General features: G+C 57.7%; 13 protein-coding genes. 12 read left to right on the top strand and 1 reads right to left on the bottom strand.

The genetic code is table 11. The features are described 5' to 3' along the window. The first annotated feature begins 97 nt into the window (after positions 1-97). Positions 98-1,288, top strand: coding sequence for a CaiB/BaiF CoA transferase family protein (locus tag BM029_RS04620; RefSeq protein WP_092433064.1), 1,191 nt, complete (start codon positions 98-100; stop codon positions 1,286-1,288). Continuing rightward, positions 1,285-2,028 carry an enoyl-CoA hydratase/isomerase family protein gene (locus BM029_RS04625; RefSeq protein WP_092433065.1) on the top strand — a complete coding sequence of 248 codons (744 nt, stop codon included), beginning with the start codon at positions 1,285-1,287 and terminating at the stop codon, positions 2,026-2,028. The genes BM029_RS04620 and BM029_RS04625 overlap by 4 nt, the downstream gene beginning before the upstream one ends. Here BM029_RS04625 and BM029_RS26545 read toward each other — a convergent pair. Further along, positions 2,015-2,398 carry a hypothetical protein gene (locus BM029_RS26545; protein WP_092433067.1) on the bottom strand — a complete coding sequence of 128 codons (384 nt, stop codon included), beginning with the start codon at positions 2,396-2,398 and terminating at the stop codon, positions 2,015-2,017. The two genes, BM029_RS04625 and BM029_RS26545, sit on opposite strands and share 14 nt — an antisense overlap. A gap of 365 nt (positions 2,399-2,763) precedes the next feature. Here BM029_RS26545 and BM029_RS04635 point away from each other — a divergent pair, with 365 nt between their 5' ends. The 10 genes from BM029_RS04635 (at position 2,764) to BM029_RS04680 (ending at position 16,812) form a co-directional block, all read left to right on the top strand. Continuing rightward, complete coding sequence (locus BM029_RS04635) at positions 2,764-3,969, top strand: acetyl-CoA C-acetyltransferase (RefSeq protein ID WP_092433069.1); 1,206 nt, start codon at positions 2,764-2,766, stop codon at positions 3,967-3,969. 52 nt (positions 3,970-4,021) lie between these two features. After that, complete coding sequence (locus BM029_RS04640; protein ID WP_092433073.1) at positions 4,022-6,178, top strand: FAD-dependent oxidoreductase; 2,157 nt, start codon at positions 4,022-4,024, stop codon at positions 6,176-6,178. A gap of 67 nt (positions 6,179-6,245) precedes the next feature. Next, complete coding sequence (locus BM029_RS26215) at positions 6,246-7,346, top strand: acyl-CoA dehydrogenase family protein (RefSeq protein ID WP_092433074.1); 1,101 nt, start codon at positions 6,246-6,248, stop codon at positions 7,344-7,346. An 88-nt stretch (positions 7,347-7,434) separates the two neighbouring features. After that, a complete protein-coding gene (locus tag BM029_RS26220) occupies positions 7,435-8,670 on the top strand; it encodes an acyl-CoA dehydrogenase family protein (protein WP_092433076.1) in 1,236 nt (411 codons plus the stop codon). Positions 8,671-8,749: 79 nt separating this feature from the next. Further along, on the top strand, positions 8,750-9,214 hold the full coding sequence (locus BM029_RS04655) for a MaoC/PaaZ C-terminal domain-containing protein (protein WP_211482435.1): 465 nt from the start codon (positions 8,750-8,752) through the stop codon (positions 9,212-9,214). Between the two features lie 81 nt (positions 9,215-9,295). Next, positions 9,296-10,696, top strand: coding sequence for a flavin-containing monooxygenase (locus BM029_RS04660; RefSeq protein ID WP_092433078.1), 1,401 nt, complete (start codon positions 9,296-9,298; stop codon positions 10,694-10,696). Between the two features lie 109 nt (positions 10,697-10,805). Beyond that, entirely contained in the window at positions 10,806-12,452 is a 1,647-nt protein-coding gene (locus tag BM029_RS04665; protein WP_211482436.1) for a GMC family oxidoreductase, read from the top strand. After that, positions 12,424-13,767, top strand: a complete 1,344-nt coding sequence (locus tag BM029_RS04670) for an alpha/beta hydrolase (RefSeq protein ID WP_244544912.1) — start codon at positions 12,424-12,426, stop codon at positions 13,765-13,767. The genes BM029_RS04665 and BM029_RS04670 overlap by 29 nt, the downstream gene beginning before the upstream one ends. 5 nt (positions 13,768-13,772) lie before the next feature. Beyond that, complete coding sequence (locus BM029_RS04675) at positions 13,773-15,488, top strand: N-acyl-D-amino-acid deacylase family protein (protein ID WP_244544909.1); 1,716 nt, start codon at positions 13,773-13,775, stop codon at positions 15,486-15,488. Positions 15,489-15,558: 70 nt separating this feature from the next. Further along, complete coding sequence (locus BM029_RS04680; RefSeq protein ID WP_092433083.1) at positions 15,559-16,812, top strand: cytochrome P450; 1,254 nt, start codon at positions 15,559-15,561, stop codon at positions 16,810-16,812. Positions 16,813-16,830: the final 18 nt, after the last annotated feature.

A 16,830-nucleotide genomic window follows, 5' to 3' on the forward strand; every position in this document is an offset into this window, starting at 1 on the left:
TACGTGCTGATGTTGTGGTGACTGTGAGCGGTGCCGGTCTTGGTGTCTAAATAGTCAATTTTGAAGCTACTCAACAAACGACGTCATAAGGGCAATCATGAATAAATTACCATTATCGAATTTCATGGTTATCGACTTGACAATTGCTCGGGCCGGACCGACCGCGGTTCGTCTCCTTGCCGATTGGGGCGCGAATATCATTCGCATCGAGGCGCCGTCTGCACGCGCTGATGGCGCTTCCGTTACCGGCGTGCGTCGAAACGCAGATGAGCAAAATCTCCATCGAAATAAGCGGAGTTTATGCATTGATTTAAAGCATCCGAAAGGCGCAGCACTCATGCGTGAGCTGGTGGCAAAGGCCGACGTTGTCGTCGAGAACTTCCGATCGAGCGTGAAACGGCGACTAGGAATGGAATATGAGCAGTTGCGGGATGTCAATCCCCGAATTATCCTGGCCAGCATTTCCGGCTTCGGACAAGACGGGCCATATCGGGATCGCCCGGGTGTAGACCAAATCGTCCAAGGCATGAGCGGCCTCATGTCGATCACCGGTGAGCCAGGTCAAGGGCCAATGCGTACCGGAATAGCGATATCGGACACGACTGCTGGAATGTTTCTTGGGCAGGGCATATTGCTTGCGCTTTTGCACCGAGAGCGCACCGGGGAGGGGCAGTGGGTGCATACCTCTTTGATTGAGTCGATGTTAAGCAAGCTCGATTTTCAAGGAGCACGCTATACGATGAACAACGAGATCGCGACGCAGCATGGTAACTCCCATCCGACTTTGATACCGATCGGAACGTATGAGTCCAGCGATGCACTGGTCAACATATGTGCGACCACAGACAAAATGTGGGCCAATCTTTGCGATGCGCTCGGCGCGAATGCTTTGTTCCAAAATCAGGCATATAAGGACCGGTCCGGACGTGCGGCCAGCAGAACCCAGCTTGACGCAGATATCAATGCTGTCACAAGACAATTCACTGCATCTCAACTAATTGAGCGACTCAATGCGGTAGGTGTACCGTGTGGGCCGATCTACAACATTGGCCAGGCATTCGAGGATATCCAGACCCGCCACCTTCGCATGACACGACCTGCACCACACCCGACGCTCGGCGATATTGAACTTGTGCGCTCGCCAATCAATTTGTCAGGCTTTCCGCATCCCGAGCGTTTTGAGCGTGCAGGTCCCAACGTCGGCGAACACACGGATGCGCTGCTGCGGGAATTCGGCTATGACGAGAACGCAATTCAAGATCTGAAAAACGAAGGAGCTGTCGCATGATCCCTGAACTCACCATATGTGGACGTGTCGCGACAATTACTTTGCGACGGCCGGAAACGGCAAACCGGCTCGATTCGGAGGATTTATCTGCATTAATTGAGCACATTGACGTCGCTAACAAGGCGGAGGACGTCCTGGTGCTGCGCCTGCAGGCGAATGGCAAGTATTTTTGTAGCGGCTATGACATATTGCGTATCGGAACCTCGCAGGCCGTAGCGTTCGATCAAGTCGTGAACGCACTCGAAGATGCGCGGCCCATAACAATTGCGCTTATTCAGGGCGGCGTCTATGGGGGAGCCACTGATCTTGCGCTTGCATGCGACTTCCGTCTCGGCGTGCCACATGCCAACATGTTTATGCCGGCTGCACGGCTGGGACTGCATTTCTATCAGCGTGGGCTGGAGCGGTATGTAAGCCGTTTGGGGCTGAATACTGCCAAGCGGTTGTTCCTCATGGCTGAAACGATAGATGCCGCGGAGATGAAAACATGCGGGTTCTTGACGCATCTGGTCGAATCGGACGTGTTCAGAACGACTGCCGAGAGTCTGACGCAGACGCTTTCCGGCATGGCGCCGATTGCGTTGTGCGGCATGAAAAAGCATTTGAACCGGATCGCGAACGGCACACTCGATATCGCGGAGCTGCGTGTCGATATTGAGCGCTCCCTATTCTCAGAGGATTTGCGCGAGGGCACCGCGGCATGGGCGGCGAAACGGCCAGCGCGATTCAATGGGCGTTAGGTTTTTGCTGGAACCGACGCTTGTGCTTGCGGAAGACTTTCTCAGGTTTCCGACTATATTTTTTAAGTGTTACGTTCACTTTATGGGGCGTTCCAGTGAAGGCGAGGGGTACATGATGATCCTCATTAACGGGTGTGCCGGAGGGTATTGGATAGTCGGACAATTCCATGACCCGTTTCGAGGTATTGATATGTAGTGAGCGGTAGCAACCGCCAACGTCATTATCGTTTTCAAAGCACCTTAGCCCGCCCAAGCCACTTCCTTTTTCAAAGCACTCCATCTCAATCCCTTGTTGTCGGAATACCTTGGTACAGATTACGCCGCTGTTGTCGGCACCGATGATCGCGAAGCGCTCAGATCCTACATGCACGGCATCGGGAACACTAAACGCCTACCCGGATAGAAAGTCGAAAAGGTAGCTCAAGGGTGGCCGGATTCTTGACTACATCGTATGCATGCTGCATATCATGAATAACGTTTCGCGTCGGGCGACTTCGGGTGACGTGTGTCGGTGGCACGCGATCGGCCTTGGTACTCGATGCTTGATACAGAAAAAATATATACTTTGGTCTATATTAATATTAGACTTAAGTATAAAATTAATTTAAGCTGCTTCATCAAGATCCAACGGTACAGAAATCTCCGTTCATCTCAATCTATAACAGCATGGCAACTCTCGCTTGCGCAAGAGCTGTCCCAACTTGCTCGATTTGCTTTAAGGGATCATTCAGACACATGGAAGCCTATATTTACGATCATGTCCGCACTCCGCGCGGCAAAGGTAAACCCGATGGCAGCCTGCACGAAATAACGCCCGTATGGCTTGCCAGCCGGCCGCTGGTGGCGCTGCGTGAGCGCAATCAGCTGGAAACCAGCTTAGTCGACGATGTGATCATGGGATGTGTCGTTCCGGTGGGTGAACAGGGCGGAAATATTGCGCGCATGGCGGTACTCAACGCCGATTACGATCAGAGCGTCCCCGCGGTCCAGATCAACCGTTACTGCGGTTCCGGACTGGAAGCGATTGCAATGGCCGCAGCCAAGGTGTCGGCCGGTCAGGCGGATCTGGCCATCGGTGGCGGCGTCGAGTCGATGTCGCGCGTCGCCATGGGGGCCGATGGCGGGGCCTGGGCACAAGACCCGCAAATGGCGTTCAAGACGTACTTTGTCATGCAAGGCATCTCTGCCGATCTGCTGGCCAGCTTGCATGGCCATAGCCGCAACGACCTCGATAGCTACGCCGCTGAAAGTCATCGCCGTGCGGCCCTGGCCTGGGCCGAAGGACGTTTTGCGAATTCGGTGGTGCCGGTCAAGGACTTTCTCGGGCTGACCTTGCTTGCCCGTGACGAAACGATTCGTCCCGAAACATCTGCCGAATCGCTCTCTGCGCTCAAACCGGCGTTTACCGAGATGGGGGAAAAATACGGCTACGATAGCGTTGCGATGCAACGCTATCCGCAAGTCGAGCGGATTCATCACATCCATCATGCCGGCAATAGCTCCGGCATCGTCGACGGCGCCGCGGCGGTGCTGGTCGGGAACGCCGAGATGGGTGTTCGCCTGGGCAGGAAGCCGAGGGCGCGCATACGCGCGTTTGCCGCCGTCGGATCCGAACCGACGATCATGCTCGACGGTCCTAGCCATGCCGCGCGCAAGGCGCTGGCACGCGCCGGCATGACGCCTTCGGATATCGATTTATGGGAACTCAATGAAGCATTCTCATCCGTGGTGTTGTGCTTCATGGAAGCATTGTCGATTCCGCATGACCGCATCAATGTCAACGGCGGTGCGATCGCCATGGGCCATCCGCTCGGCGCCACCGGCGCCATGATCGTCGGCACCGTGCTGGATGAACTCGAGCGAAACGGCCGCAGCACGGCGTTGATTTCCGTGTGCGTTGCAGCCGGGATGGCATCGGCCATGATCATCGAGCGCATCTGATCCTGCCCTCCTAATCCTATCCTCCGTCAGATATTTTTCTCAGGAATTCGAAATGCAAGATGTCATTCACTACACCGTCGACAGCGATGGCATTGCCACGCTGACTATCGACTATCCGAACAAAACCATGAACGTGATCGATCAGGTGTTCATGGATAGCCTGTCGTACTGTATCGACCGGGTGGTTGCGGATGCCAACGTCAAGGGCGCGATTGTTATCTCCGGCAAAGAGGCCTTCGTGGCTGGCGCCGACCTGATAGAGATGGAGAAAACGATCGACAGCATGGCCGGCTACGCAATCGAATTGCTGTTCGAGAAATGCGCGTCGCTGTCCAGGCTGTTACGCCGCATGGAAACCTGCGGCAAGCCGTTCGCGGCGGCGATCAATGGCGTGGCGCTGGGCGGAGGATTTGAAATTGGCCTGGCTTGCCACTACCGGGTGGCGGCAGACGTCGCCAGCCTGGTTGTCGGCTTGCCGGAAGTGCAGGTCGGATTGCTGCCCGGCGCCGGTGGTACGCAGCGCATGATGCGGCTGCTGGGTATTCTGGGTGCGATGCCTTATCTGATGGAAGGCCGGCAAGCGAATGCCGCCAAAGCCCTGGAAACCGGCATGATTCACGCTGTCGTACCAAAAATCGAACTGCTGGCGGCGGCCAAGCGCTGGTTGCTGGATACCCCGAACGCGGTGCAGCCTTGGGATGTCAAAGGCTATAAGATTCCGGGTGGCGGACCGCTCGACCCACGCGTGGCGCCGAGTTTTGTCGTCGGCAACACCATGTTGCAGGCGAATACTTATCATAATCTGCCGGCTCCGCTCGCGATTCAGAGTTGCCTGTTTGAGGGTGGCCAGTTGCCGATGGACAAAGCGTTGGCCGTTGAAAGTAAATACCTGGCACAGCTGACGTTAAGTCCGGTATCGCGCGGCATGATACGCACCTTGTTCGTGAATAAATCCAAAGCGGAAAAGCTGATGCATCGGCCGGCGGGATTCGCGCCGTTCAAATGCAGCAAGCTCGGCGTGATAGGGGCGGGTATGATGGGCGCCGGGATTGCGCTGAATGCAGCGCAGCGTGGCATCAGCGTGGTGCTAATCGATCGCGACGAAGCCGGCGCCGAACGCGGCAAAGCCTATGCGGTCAAATCGCTGGGGCGGCTGATTGCCAAAGGCCGCATGACGCAGGATAAGGCTGATGCGATCCTGGCGCGGATTACCCCATCGACCGATTACGAACTCTTGCACGATGCCGACATGGTGGTCGAAGCCGTGTTCGAAGACCGTGCGCTGAAAGCCGAGGTAACCAAAAAACTCGACGCCGTGCTGCCTGATCACTGTGTGCTGGCCAGTAACACGTCGGCACTGCCGATCACCGTGCTGGCAGCGGCCAGCCGCCGTCCGGAACGGTTTATCGGCCTGCACTTCTTTTCCCCGGCGGAACGCATGCCGCTGGTTGAAGTGATACGCGGCAAGCAAACTTCCGACGCCACACTGGCGCAGGCACTGGACTTCGTCGCGCAATTGAAGAAGACGCCGATCCTGGTCAACGACAGTCGCGGTTTTTTCACCAGCCGCTTCATCGGCGCCTTCATCGACGATGCGATCGGCATGGTGGCGGAAGGGATCAGCCCGGCGCTGATAGAAAACTGCGCAAAGCACGCTGGCATGGCCGTCGGGCCGTTGGCCATCACCGATGAATTGTCGATTGAATTATCGGTGCATGCCGGTCAGGCGCAAGCGCGGGAATTTCCGGACGAATACAAAGCTGGCCGTTCCGTGGCGATTTTGACCAAGCTGTATGAACTCGGCCGGCTTGGAAAAAAAGTCGGCAAGGGCTTCTACGACTACAACGAGAGCGGCAAACAAATCTGGCCTGGCTTGACCGAACTCTACCCGCGCTTGGCGCGACAGCCCGATCCGCATGACATCAAACAACGCATCCTGTATGTGCAGGCGCTGGAAGCGGCGCGCTGCATGGCCGAAGGCGTACTGATTGCCCCCGCCGACGGCGATGTCGGCGCCATCCTCGGGGTCGGCTACCCGGCCTATACCGGCGGTCCGTTCTGTTTCATCGACGGTATCGGCTTGAGCGCATTCGTGGCCGAGTCGGATCGCCTGGCGGGGCTGTTCGGCCAGCATCTGCGGCCGCCGCAGCTGTTGCGCGACATGGCGGAAAAAGGGCAGACCTTCTACGGCCGTAACGCCAGGGTATAGCGTGACCGGCGCGGATTTGAAATGGTCTGCGCGTGTTTGAGACATGTCACTTTGAAAGAAGATAACGATGAATTTCGATTTTTCCGACGACCAGAATATGTTGCGCGACGAGGTGCGCAAGTTCCTGATCAATGAATCGCCGCTGATTGAAGCGCGGCAAGTGATGGAACAAGAGCAATTGTATAGTCAGCCGGTCTGGCGTGGCCTCACCGGTCTCGGTGTGACTTCGCTGATGTTGCCGGTATCGTGCGGTGGCCACGGTCTGGGCGCGCTCGAATTGTGCGTCGTCGCAGAAGAAATCGGCAGACAGTTGGCGCCGGTGCCGCTGGCTTCCACGTTGTATCTGGCTTTGCAAGCCTTGCTTCTGGGCGCAAGCGAAGCGCAACAGCAACGCTGGCTGCCACGGATTGCGGACGGCGCCATCGCGACGCTTGCCGCGCCACTGGACGCGGCGCAAGGCATGGTGCTGCCGCGCTTCGATGGCCGTGCATTGCACGGTTTGGCGCCGCTGGTATCGGATGGCGAAGCCGCTGCCTTTGCGGTGGTGTTAGCGCAAGATGAAGCGCATCGGCCGCTGCTGGTTGTGGCTGATCTCGACGCCAGCGTTGCGCGCCGACGCCTGGCAACGCTGGACAAATCCCGTCCGTTTGCGGAGTTACGTTTCGAAGCCACCCCGGCCGAAGCGCTAGACGCCTGCACCGACGCCATCGCGGTATTGGCACAGGTACGCAATCGCGCCGCCATCCTTTTGGCGTTCGAACAACTCGGCGGTGCGGATGCCGCGCTCGAGATGGCTTGCGGTTATGCCCGTGAACGCAAAGCCTTCGGCCGTGCCATCGGCTCCTATCAGGGCATCAAGCACAAACTTGCCGATATCTATACCGGCAATCAGATGGCGCGCAGCCATTGTTATTACGGCGCCTGGGCCTTACTCAGCGATGCGCCCGAGCTGCCGCTCGCTGCCGCTGGCGCACGCACATCTGCCAGCGCAGCCTTTTCATACGCGGCGCAGGAAAACATCCAGACCCACGGCGGCATGGGTTACACATGGGAACTTGACTGCCACATGTTTTATCGGCGTGCGCGACAGCTCGCGGTGATGCTCGGCAGTTCGCATGTTTGGCGCGAACAACTGGTGCAAAACCTTGAACGTCAACTTGTCGCCTGAGTCGGCCTGACTGATACGGCCAGCCGAGGAAATTTACCCAACAACCGCCAACGCCCGGCGTTAGCGGAAAATCGAGGAACAGAACGTAATGGACTTCCAGGACTCCCCCGAAGAAATCAGCTTCCGCCAGGAATGCCGCCAATGGTTACAGGATAATGCACCGCAAAAGCAACGTTCTGACGAAATATCCGGCCAAGGGCTGACATCCGCACAATTGTTGCAGGCGTCCCGCGAATGGCAGGGACGGCGGGCCGCCGCCGGCTTCGGCGCGATTACCTGGCCGGTTGCCTTCGGCGGGCGCGGCGGCACGCCGATGCAGGAAGTCATTTACCGTCAGGAAGAGGGGCGCTTCAATGTGCCGCCGAACTATTTCGCCGTGAGCCTCGGCATGGTGCTTCCCTCGCTATTCGCTCATGCCAGTGAAGAAGTGCGCGCCCGCTACCTGGGGCCGGCACTGCACGGCAAGGAACTGTGGTGCCAATTGCTATCCGAACCGGGCGCCGGCTCCGATCTCGGCATGGTGCGCACGCGCGCCGAGTGCTGCAGCGACGGCCGCGACGGCTGGATCTTGAATGGACAAAAAGTCTGGACCACGCTGGCGCAATTTGCTGAATTCGGCATGGTGCTGGCGCGCACCGATCCGACTGTGCCCAAGTTCGAGGGCTTGACCAGTTTCTTCATCGACATGAAAGCGCCTGGTGTGGAAGTGCGCCCGATACGGCAAGCCAATGGCGAATCCGAGTTCAACGAAGTGTTTTTCAATGACGTCTTCATTCCGGATAGCCAGCGCGTGGGAGCGGCCGGCGCCGGCTGGAAGGTTACGCTGACCGCGCTGATGAATGAAAGACTGTCGATCGGCGGCGTGATGCCTCCCGATTTGTGGCGCACGGCGGCGCAAATAATGCGTTCGGCAGAATTCAACGGCGGCAGCGCCATGGCCGACGGCCGCATGCGCGAACGGTTAGCCGATCTGTACCTGAACGCCCATGGCCTTTGGCTGTTGCAGTGTCGCGGCTTGACCGCACTCGGCAAGGGCAAGGAGCCCGGCCCCGAATTGTCGATCGCCAAGATCGTCGGCGCCCGTACCTTGCAGGACTTCGCTTATTTTGCGATGGATCTGCAGGGGGAGCGCGGCGTACTCGCGGCCGAAGAAGTCGGTGACACGTGGCAGTTGGTGGAGAAGTTGTGGTTCGGTGCGGCGGGCATGCGGATTGCCGGCGGCACCGATGAAATCGTCAAGAATAACGTTGGCGAACGCGTGCTGGGTCTGCCGTCGGAACCGCGCATGGATAAAGGTGTGCCGTTCAATCAGTTGCCGCGCTGACGTAGGAAAGATTGAAAGCAGCAACCGGGCGACGTAATGTTGCGCGCCATAGCGATTACCCCGTGCCTGAGGAGGGCTCATGACAACAAGTATCCGATATTGGGAAGACATGGAACTCGGCAAGATGGAAGAATCTGCCGAAACATTCACGTTGACGGCGCAGGCGATCAAGGAATTCGCGGGTCAATGGGATCCTTTTCCGCCGCATATCGACGAAGCCGTTGCCGCCCGCACTCCCATCGGGCAGTTGTTTGCCGCCGGCGTCCACCTGCTGTCGATCATCATCCGGCTTAGCCATACCATCCCGCACGAAGAAACTTCATCGATTGCCGCGCGTGGCTGGGATCAAGTCCGTTTTCATCGTCCTGCCGTGGTCGGCGACATTCTGCGTGCGCAAGTCACGCATCTGGAGCGTAAGGAAGACCACCGTCCCGAACGAGGTGTAATAGTTACGCGCTTCGAATTGCGCAACCAGCATGACCAGGTTGTGCTGAGCTTTTTCAATAACGTAGTGATGCTGCGGCGGCCGGTCGTTCCGGCGTAGGGACTGAGCTTATTTCACCGCTTTTCGATTTCCAGGGACCACCGAGGAGGAAAACAACATGCCTGAACAGGACTTGTCATCATGAAAAATTCGATTCGATCTGAGGGCGTCGCGATCATCGGCGCCGGCACCAGCGGCGTTGTCTGCACCAAAGTATTCCGGCAGCAAGGGATTGCGGTGGACTGCTTTGAAAAAGGCAGCGGCCTGGGTGGGCTATGGCGTTTTGAAAACGATAATGAGGTTGGCGGTTGCTATCGCTCACTTCATATCAATACCTCGAAACGGGTCATGGAATTGTCCGACTATCCGATGCCGGAGCACATGGCCGAATTTCCTAGCCACAGCGAGATTGTCCGGTATTTCGACGATTACGCAGATCACTTCGATGTGCGGCCGCATATCCGGTTCAATACCGAGGTATTGCAGGTCGAGCGTTGCGCAGATGGCAGTTGGGATATACATCTGCGTGGTCCTGCGGGAGAGGAGAAGCGCAACTATCGTTGGCTGGTGGTGGCGAACGGGCACCACTGGGATGTGCGCATGGCCAAGTTCCCGGGTCAGTTCGATGGTGCGCAGTTGCATGCGCATCACTATGTAGATTCCACATCGCCCTATGATTTCCGAGGGAAACGGGTGGTCGTCGTTGGTTCCGGTAACTCGGCCATGGATATCGCCTGTGAACTGGGCCAGGCAGCCCGCGCCAGTAGTGGACCGGTCAAGGTATTCCTGTCGCAGCGCTCGGGGGTGTGGATTACCCCGAAAGTGCTCGGCAATATGCCCCAGGATAAATTCATCCGTCATCCGATGAAGCGCCCCGGCGGCTGGGAGCGTTTCCGGAGGCGCTGGATTCCACGTGCCTGGCGCCTTTCGCTCTCTAACGTCTTGTCCGAATATATAGTGCGTTCGGTGGCCGGAGATCCGCGGCGCGTTGGGCTGAAGCCGCCGAAGGATCGTTTCGTTGCGCGTCATGGCACGGTGTCGCAAGACATTCACGCGCGCCTGATTCATGGCGATATCACGCCGAAGGGCAACATCGTCGAGATGATGGGTGATCGGGTCCGGTTTGAAGACGGCAGCATCGAAGCTGTCGATGCGATCGTGCATTGTTCGGGCTACCGCATCAGCTTCCCGTTCCTGGATACAAAGCTGATCAGCGCGCCGGGCAACAACATTGCGCTATGGCGGCGGATCTTCGACCCGCGCTACAGGAATCTGATGTTCCTTGCTTTGGTTCAACCAAAGTGCTCGATGATGCCGATTGCCGAATTACAGTCGCACTATCTGGCGCAGTACATCACCGGGCGCTACCAACTGCCATCGGTTGCGCGGATGGAAGCCGAACTGAAGGCCGACCAGGAAACGCTCAAGGCACAGTTCATAGCTTCGGAGAGCCATACCATTCAGATCGACTGTGATGAATACAGTTACCACCTTTATGAAGAACTGGATCGCGGTATGGTGCGTGCCAAGGCGGCAGCGTGAAGGGCCGACTCCGGTAGGTTCAAGTCGAATATCAATAGAAGCGCGACGGCGGCCTTTTCATGTTCAGCCCGCTCCAGACGAATGACATAAAAATGAAAGAGATATTCTTTTGAACCAGGAATTTGATTACATCGTCATTGGCTCCGGATCGGCAGGTGGAACCTTGGCGGCGCGCCTCAGCGCGAGCGGCGAGCACACGGTACTGTTAATAGAGGCTGGTGGCTCTCATCGTCAATTGTTAGTCGACATGCCTGCCGGCTGGGGACGGATGGCCTTCGATAAGCGCTATTCCTGGGGGCATGAAACAGAACCTGAACGCTGGGCTGGCGGCCGTCGCATGAAGATCCCACGCGGAAAAATGCTGGGTGGCTCGTCCTCAATCAACGGTTTGCTGTATGTGCGCGGCCACCGCCAGGATTACGCCGACTGGGTCAGTGCCGGCGCCGCCGGCTGGAGTTGGCCGGAATTGCTGCCGCACTTTATTCGCACCGAGGGCCAGCAACATCTCGATAACAACTTGCATGGCCGCGGCGGCCCGTTGATTGCGGCCAATCAGAAAAACACCGATCCGATTACGGATGCCATGATAGAAGCTGCCGTGCAGGCAGGGCTGGAGCGGGTGGATGACTTCAACGACGGCAATGCCGGAGGTGCCGGAATCTACCAGGTTAACGTGCTCGACGGACGGCGCTCATCCATCGCCCGCAATGCCATCGACCCTGCGATGTCACGGACAAACCTGACGGTCCTGACCCAGGCCACGGTGCAGTGCATTACTTTATCCGGACGCACGGCAACCGGTGTCAAATACCGCCTGCCGGATGGCAGCGAACAACTGGCAAAAGCGCGACGTGAAGTATTGCTGTGTGCCGGCGCCATCCATTCTCCGCAATTATTGATGTTGTCTGGTATCGGACCGGCGGCACATCTGCAAGAGCACGGTATTGCGGTGGCGGCGGATCTGCCCGGGGTCGGGCAAAACCTGCAAGACCATGTCATTGCTCCCATGACCTGGCGCCTGCGGCCGGAAGTGCCCGGCATGAACGCGGCGTTCCGCGGGATTGGCCTGGCCGGCTCGATGCTGCGTTACCTGTTCACACGTGGCGGGGCGATGACGAGTGCAGCATCGGAGTTCGGTTGTTACTTTCGTAGCGACCCGGCATTGAATTACAACGATATTCAGGTCTTCGGTCTGCCAGTGACTGGCGCCACCGAACAAACCGTGAACCTGGGGCAATCTCCAAAACCGGAGTCGATCCCAGGCTTTACCCTGGCGCCAAATCAAATACGTCCCTGGTCACGCGGTTCGATTCAGCTTAAAGCTTCTGATGCAAGAGTGCATCCTGCGCTGCGCATGAACTATCTGGACGACGAACGCGACCGCAAGGCACTTTTATATAGCCTGCGTTTCCTGCGTCGCATGGTGGAGCAACCGGCGCTGGCAAAGTTGGTGGCGGCAGAGACGCGGCCCGGACCGGCGCTTCACACTGACGCAGAATTGCTGGAATGGCTAGCGCCCACGATCACCACCGGACATCACGCCGTGGGCACCTGCCGCATGGGACGCTTGGACGATCCGTTCGCCGTGGTCACACCTGATTTGCGTGTGCGCGGAGTCGAACGTCTACGCGTGATTGATGCATCGGTGATGCCGAATATTATTTCCGGTAATACCAATGCAACCACCGTTGTGATTGGCGATAAAGGCGCGGATTTGGTCCTTGGCCGTGCTGCTCTGGCACCCATGGATAGCTAGGGTTTTATGTCGAGTAAATGAAGCTCGGGAAATACTGAAAGGCAAGTCGATGGATCTGATCGTTGCATGGATAAGCCTGCTTTTTGGCCTGTTGGGGATGTGCTTTGCTTGCTGTTCCATCTTCGCGCGGCGCGGTAGCCTGGATCGGCGGTCTGCGTGGTATACCGGCTTTTCTGCGATGGGAAGCGAGTTGGCGCCATGGCTTTTTCTCGGTGCACTGGCATTGGCATCTGGCGCGGCGCTACTTGGCGCGAACCGCCATATGATTGGGCGGTTTGGTTTGGGCTTGCATTTGCTTGCTTCAATGGGACTGCTGCTGGCGCTGTGGCGCGCCCGCGGAACCGGTGAGCTACTTGAAAAAGTATTAATGCAAGGTTTGGGATCAGACTACGCATCGCACATCGCGGCCGAACGCAAAGCGCTGTTGCGGGCAATACCTGCCACCTCGGGCTGGCTGCGGCCATTTCACTACGCCTTGCCTGAGGTGCAGTGGTTACGCAACCTGGCCTACGTCAAAGATGGTCACGCATTGCAGAAATTAGACGTACTTAAACCAGTTGCCATGCCGGCCAAACCGATGCCGATACTCATCAATTTTCACGGCGGGGCCTGGATATTCGGTGATAAAGGCACGCAAGGCATGCCGCTGCTAATGCACCTTGCACAAAATGGCTGGCTGGTGATCGATGCGAATTATCGTCTCAGTCCTGATGTGCGGATGCCCGAACATTTGATTGATACCAAGCGCGTTATCGCCTGGGCCCGCGAGCATGCTGCGGAATACGGTGGAGAACCTGGATTCATCGCCATCACAGGAGGATCGGCTGGCGGCCATCTCTGCGCCTTGGCGGCACTCACACCGAACAATCCAGACTGGCAGCCTGGCTTTGAGTCGGCGGATACGCAGGTGCAAGTCGCTGTGCCGTTTTATGGCAAGTACGACCTGATGGGACAGACTGCAACCGATTTGACTTTCGCCCGCTTTCTTGCGGACAAAGTCATGCAAGCCACAAGAGAATCCGCGCCTGATCAGTGGCAAACGATGGACCCGGCCAGTCAGATAAACGCCGATGCTCCGCCATTCATGGTGCTGCATGGGTCACACGATAGTTTGATTCCGGTTGAGGAAGTGCGCTGGTTTGTCCAAAAGCTGCGCAAAGTGAGTGCACAAGAGGTTCTATATGCGGAGGTGCCGGGCGCGCAGCATGCGTGGGATGTACCCCGATCCTTGCGCTGCAACCTGACAGTCGGACCGGTGCAGCGATTCCTTGAATATCGGTATGCGCAATGGTTGCGCACCGCTACTTGCAAATGAGGACGATGATGTCTCCAAAATATGATCTGGTTATTCGCGGTGGAACAGTGGTTGATGGTACTGGACAAGCCATGCGCGAGGCCGACGTGGCGATTGAAGGGACGCGCATTGTCGCGGTAGAAAAAAATCTGGGCCGCGGTAAGGAAGAAATCGATGCGCGCGGCCTGCTCGTCACGCCCGGATTTGTTGATGTTCATACCCATTTCGATGGCCAGGCTACATGGGATGAGCGCATGTGGCCGACTTCCCAGCAAGGGGTTACGACGGCGGTGATAGGCAATTGCGGCGTCGGTTTCGCGCCCTGCCGTCCATCCGATCGCGATACGCTCATCAGCTTGATGGAAGGAGTGGAAGATATTCCGGGCGCCGCGCTGCACGAAGGCCTGCGTTGGGATTGGGAGAGTTTTCCTCAATATCTTGATGCGCTGGAACGACGTCGGCGCGACATCGATATTGCCGCATTGCTGCCGCACGGGCCGCTACGGGTGTATGTCATGGGCCAGCGCGCCGTGCGGCGCGAGGCTGCCAATGCGAGCGATCTGGCGCAAATGCAGATTCTCGTGCGCAATGGCCTGAGAGCAGGAGCGGTCGGCTTGTCGACATCGCGCACCCTGGCGCATCGCGACACAAGCGGTGAATATACCCCGATGTTCGAGGCTGCCGCAGCAGAGTTGACCGGACTCGGCCACACCTTGAAAGGGGCGACAGGGGCCGTGTTTCAGATGATTTCCGATTTTGACGATGCGCGTGCCGAGTTTGACATTCTTCGCAAAGTTTGCCGGGATTCGGGGCAGGCGGGGACGGTGACGGTCCTTCAGCACGATCACAAGCCACGTTTCCATGAGGAATTGCTGGAGATGATTGCCGAGGCCAATGCCGCCGGTGAGCGCATTACCGGCCAGGTGATTTGCCGGCCGGTCGGCGTGCTGCTGGGTTTTGATACCTCCATGAATCCATTTTCCAGCCGTTCGGCGTATGCGGCCGTGGCCGCGCTGCCGCTGGCGCAGCGTATCGCCGAACTGGCGCGACCCGAGGTGCGTGCCGCGATTCTGGGGCAAGCCGACTATAGGCCGAACCTGTTCATGCAGTACTACGGCAATGCGTTCAATCGCATGTTCCCGGTGGCGGATCAACCGAATTATTTGCCGGATGCGTCGTCATCTGTCGCCGCAATGGCAATGACAGCGGGATGCGATCCACTCACATGGCTATATGACTTCTTCCTGGAGAATCGTGGTTCGTCCCTCGTCTATCTGCCGCTGGCCAACTATAGCGATGGCAACGCCGAAGCGATTGAATCCATGTTGAAAAACAGCTGGACAGTACCCGCTCTGGGTGATGGCGGCGCGCATGTCAGCACCATTTGCGATGGCAGCGCCACCACCTTTTTACTGACGGAATGGGTGCGTCGACGCAAAGTATTTACCGTGGAGCAGGGGATACAGATGCTGACTCAGCGACCTGCTGCGCTTTACGCTTTTTCCGATCGCGGGACGGTGGCGCCGGGCATGAAGGCGGATCTGAATTTGATCGATTTCGATGCGCTGGCGATCGACCGTCCCTATATGGCGTACGACTTGCCGGCGGGAGGGCGGCGCTTCCTGCAGGGCGCACAGGGCTATCGTGCGACGCTGGTGTCCGGGCAACTGACCTATCGCGATGGCGTTCCTACCGAGGCGCTTCCTGGCAAGCTGGTGCGTGGCTGTTACGGTCAACTTTGAGTACAAAGGACGCCGAGACCCGCAACGCCAGACTGTAGCGCCTGATCGACAACCTGTTTAGGAGAAAAGAATGACGCGCATAGTAATGCCGGGCCATATCGACGTCACAAGCCACAAGGCATGGCGCAACGAAGCGCAAGTCCACGACGACTTGAGGTATTTGCGAGTCAACGCACCTGTATCGTGGGTCGATCGCGAGCCCTATCGCCCATTTTGGGCGGTGACGCGGATAGCGGACATTAAAGAGGTGATGCAGCAGAACGAACTCTTCATCAACGAGCCGCGTTTGACGATGGTGCCAAAAAATATCGAAGCCCTGACCGAAAAGCAGTATGGCGGTCGGCGCTACGCGGTGCGTATCTTGCTCGATATGGATGGCCCGGAGCACAAGACTTACCGGAGTATTACGCAGCGCTGGTTCATGGGGCCGGGCGTGATCCAGTTGCAAAAGCGCATAGATGTGCTGGCAGATCGCTATATCCAGGAAATGATCGATGCCGGTGGCGAGATCGATTTTTCGACCAGAATCGCCTCGCAATTGCCGTTGACGGTGATTCTATCGATTCTGGGAATGCCTGACGAGGATGCTCCGTTCATTCTGAAAATGACACAGGAACTTTTGTCGACGGGCGATCCGGAATTGGCGCGTTCGGACCAGGGCGGTGTGGATGTGATGGCTGATGTTGCGGCCTACTTTGGCAGAATTCTGGCGGAGCGTCGTGCAGCACCCCGTGAGGATCTCACCAGTGTGATTGCCAACGCCATGGTGCATGACGAGGCGATCGGTGCGCTTGAGGCGATCTCTTACTACTTGCTGATCTCGACGGCCGGGCACGAAACTACGGCGGCTTCGATTGCTGGTGGCTTACTGGCATTCATTCAAAATCCGGCGGAGCTGGAGAAAGTGAAACGCAGCCCGGGAGTGCTGCGGACCGGTGCCGACGAGATCGTGCGCTGGGTGTCGCCGATCCGGCATTTCATGCGTACGGCAACGCAGGACTGTGTGCTGGGCGGTGTTGAGATCAAGGCGGGCGACTCGCTGGCCATGCTCTTTCCATCCGCCAATCGCGACGACGTGGCGTTCGCCGACGCCTACCGGTTTGACATCGAGCGCGCAGCCCAGGCGCATGTCGGCTTCGGTTGGGGAGGGCACGCGTGCCTTGGCCGCCAGATCGCACTTGCGGAGATCCGCACTTTTTTTGCCAAGCTGTTGCCACGGTTGGAATCCATTGAACTGGCTGGCGAGGCGAGACCGATCGAATCGAATTTCACCGGCGGGTACAAATCGTTACCGATCCGCTATCGTATCGGAGATGCGGGATAGCCGACACGCGTATGCATT

The sequence above is a fragment of the Collimonas sp. OK607 genome (assembly GCF_900111995.1).
Taxonomy (GTDB): domain Bacteria; phylum Pseudomonadota; class Gammaproteobacteria; order Burkholderiales; family Burkholderiaceae_D; genus Collimonas.